General features: G+C 67.2%; 3 protein-coding genes. 2 read left to right on the top strand and 1 reads right to left on the bottom strand.

The features are described from left to right. A partial coding sequence (locus QOD90_RS13615; RefSeq protein ID WP_526350500.1) for an SRPBCC family protein occupies positions 1 to 322 on the top strand: 322 nt, incomplete at its 5' end. A gap of 79 nt (positions 323 to 401) precedes the next feature. Then, complete coding sequence (locus tag QOD90_RS13610) at positions 402 to 1,559, top strand: acyl-CoA dehydrogenase family protein (RefSeq protein ID WP_526350498.1); 1,158 nt, start codon at positions 402 to 404, stop codon at positions 1,557 to 1,559. 9 nt (positions 1,560 to 1,568) lie between these two features. On the opposite strand, the gene QOD90_RS13605 is transcribed toward QOD90_RS13610, so the two are convergent. After that, positions 1,569 to 3,017, bottom strand: coding sequence for an SDR family NAD(P)-dependent oxidoreductase (locus QOD90_RS13605; RefSeq protein WP_526350496.1), 1,449 nt, complete (start codon positions 3,015 to 3,017; stop codon positions 1,569 to 1,571). Positions 3,018 to 3,243 lie beyond the last annotated feature (226 nt).

The raw sequence follows: 3,243 nt of genomic DNA, 5'->3' as shown, positions 1-3,243 counted from the left end.
GACCAAGATGAAGATGTTCGGGGTGCCGTACCGCGTCACCAGCGTCGTCACGGCGATCAAGCCGAATGAACTCGTGGAGTGGCGGCACCCGGTCGGACACCACTGGCGTTGGGAATTCACCGAGCTGACGGCGACGACCACGAAGGTGACCGAGACGTTCGACTACACCGACGCCGGGCCGATCAAGGAGCGGCTGAAGTACTACCGCAGGATGGGTTTCGCGAAGAGCAATGCCAAGGGCATCGAGGCCACGCTGACGGGGCTCCGTGACCGTTACGCGGGAACGCTCGACGTCGACCAGCGGCCGCCCCGCCGTTGGTGACGTGATTTGGACGCGTGACGGACGCAGGTTTGGCCGGGTTCGATCGCGCGCGAAATCTCACTCGGCCTACGCTGGTTCCATGAAGAGAACACTGTACGACGACGACCACGAGACCTACCGAAAGACGCTCCGCGACTTCATCGAATCCCGCGTGGTCCCGGTCTACGACGAGTGGTACGCGAGCGGCATCGTCCCCCGCGAGTTCTATAGGGAGTTGGGCGAACTCGGCGTGTTCGGGATCGAGGTCGCCGAGGAGTTCGGTGGTGCCGGGATCGAGTCCTACAAGTTCCAGGCAATCCTGTCCGAGGAGACCAATCGCGCGGCGGTCGCATTCGGCGCCTCCGGGGCTCACGTGACGCTGTGCCTGCCATATTTGCAGGCCTATGCGACCGACGAGCAGAAGCAGCGGTGGCTGCCCGGCTTCGTCTCGGGCGACATCATGTTCGCCATCGCCATGACCGAACCGGGCACCGGATCGGATCTGGCGGGCATGAAGACCACCGCCAAGCTCACCGACGACGGCAAGCACTACGTCCTCAACGGCGCCAAGACGTTCATCACCGGCGGCGTGCTTGCCGACCGCATGATCGTCGCCGCGCGGACCGCGCCGCCCCGCGAGGACGACCGCCGCTACGGGCTGTCCCTGCTGGTGGTCGACACGACGCTGGACGGCTACTCGGTGGGCCGCAAGCTCGACAAGCTCGGGCTGAAGGTGTCCGACACGGCCGAACTGAGCTTCACCGACGTGATGGTGCCCGTCGAGGATCTGCTCGGTGAGGAGAACCGCGGCTTCTCGTACCTGGGCAACAACCTGCCACGGGAACGGCTCGGCATCGCCGTCAACGCCTACGCCCAGGCCAAGGCGGCCGTGCAGTTCGCGATGGCGTACACGAAGGATCGAACGGTCTTCAACCAACCGGTGGCAGCATTCCAGAACACCAAGTTCGAGCTCGCCTCGTGCCAGGCGGAGGTCGACGCCAGCGAGGCGGTCGTCGATCGCGCCGTCGAGGCACTCGACAAGGGTGAGCTGTCCGCGGCCGATGCCGCGTCGGCGAAGTTGTTCTGTACCGAGGTGGCGTCACGCGTCATCGACCGGTGCCTGCAACTACACGGCGGCTACGGCTACATCATGGAATACCCCGTCGCCCGGCTGTACGCCGACAGCCGCGTCAACCGGATCTACGGCGGTACCAGCGAAGTGATGAAACTGATCGTGGCCAAGAACATGGGGCTCTAGCCCGAGGGGCTACCAGTTGCTCGGTGCGTAGTCCTTGAGGAAGCACCCGTACAGATCCTCGCCTGCCTCGCCCCGCACGATGGGGTCGTAGACGCGGGCGGCGCCGTCGACGAGGTCGAGCGGGGCGTGGAAGCCCTCGTCGGCGAGCCTCACCTTGGTCGGATGTGGACGCTCGTCGGTGATCCACCCGGTGTCGACGGCGGTCATCAGGATGCCGTCCTGCTCGAGCATCTCGCCCGCACTGGTCCTGGTCAGCATGTTCAGGGCTGCCTTCGCCATGTTGGTGTGCGGATGACCGGGGCCCTTGTACCTGCGGCTGAACTGGCCCTCCATCGCCGACACGTTGACGACGTACTTGCGGCGGGCCGGCGCCGCGGCCATCGCCCGCCGCAGCCGACTGATCAGGATGAACGGCGCGGTCTGGTTGCACAGCTGGACCTCGAGCAACTCCATCGCGTCGACCTCGTCGACCCGCTGTGTCCAACTGTTCACCGACGCGGTGTCGGGCAGAAGGCCTCCCGCGTCGATCGCGGTTCCCGCGGCGATCCGGTCGGGCGTGGCGCTCAGGGCCGTGAGCGCCAGCTCGGTCACCGCGTGGGATGTCGGCGCCAGCGCGCCTCGGGCGTGTGGAACCTGATGCTCGGCCAAGCTCCCCGCGAGCGCGGCCGGATGGGCGTCGCTGACGTGGTCGAACGCGATGACGTCGACGAGTTCCGGCGGCGGAGTGCGTTCCGCCTCGACGAGTGCGGCGTACGAGCCCGGCGAGCGACGGACCGTCTGCGCGGCGTTGTTGATCAGGATGTCGAGTGGGCCCTGCTCGGCGACGGCGTCGGCGAGCGCGACGACCTGGGCGGGATCGCGCAGATCGATGCCGACCACGCGCAACCGGTGCAGCCAGTCGGCGCTGTCGGGCATGCTCGCGAACCGGCGCACCGCATCGTTGGGAAAGCGGGTGGTGATGGTCGTGTGGGCACCGTCGCGCAGCAGTCGCAGCGCGATGTACATGCCGATCTTGGCGCGGCCGCCGGTGAGCAGTGCACGCCTGCCCGCGAGGTCGGTGCGCGCGTCGCGCTTGGCTCGGCTGAGGGCGGCGCAGTCGGGGCAGAGTTGGTGGTAGAACGCGTCGACCACGGTGTGGTGGTTCTTGCAGATGTAGCAGGCGCGCGAGCGCAGCAGCGTCCCCGCGGTGGCCCCGACCACGGCGGACACCAGTGGCAGTCCTTGCGTCTCGTCGTCGATGCGGCCGGGAGCCGCGGTCGCAGTGGCGGCGATGACGGCCCGGTCTGCGGCGGCCACCGCATCGCGCTTGGCGTGCCGCCTGGCCCTCTTCACCGACTTGAAGACGCCAGCCGTGGCCCTGCGCACCGCAATGGCATCGGGGTGGTCGGGAGGCAGCGACTCGACCTCGGACAGCACCTGCAGGCAGGTGCTGAGCTTGTCCGGATCGATCTTGGTCACGCTGGAAGAGTACTGGTGGGGCCGCTTCAGCCGCGAATGGCGACGCCGCGCCCGCCACGCTGACGGGCGCACCGGTGCCGCAAGCGTCTCGGGACGGCTGACGGGTAAGATACTGTAATCTTTACAGTACCTCTTGCCGGAAGTGTCCCACCGAGCGTCCTGGAGATCAGCCGTGGATGGCAAAGCGTATGACGTCAGCGATGAGCCGCTTGCGCGAGGAGCAGAT

The sequence above is a fragment of the Mycobacterium sp. genome, assembly GCF_032161845.1.
Lineage (GTDB): Bacteria > Actinomycetota > Actinomycetes > Mycobacteriales > Mycobacteriaceae > Mycobacterium.
This window is presented reverse-complemented; position numbering and strand designations above follow the sequence as displayed.

Coding starts and splice junctions, on each gene's coding strand:
- QOD90_RS13610 (WP_526350498.1), top strand. CDS start 402: ATGAAGAGAACACTGTACGACGACGACCACGAGACCTACCGAAAGACG.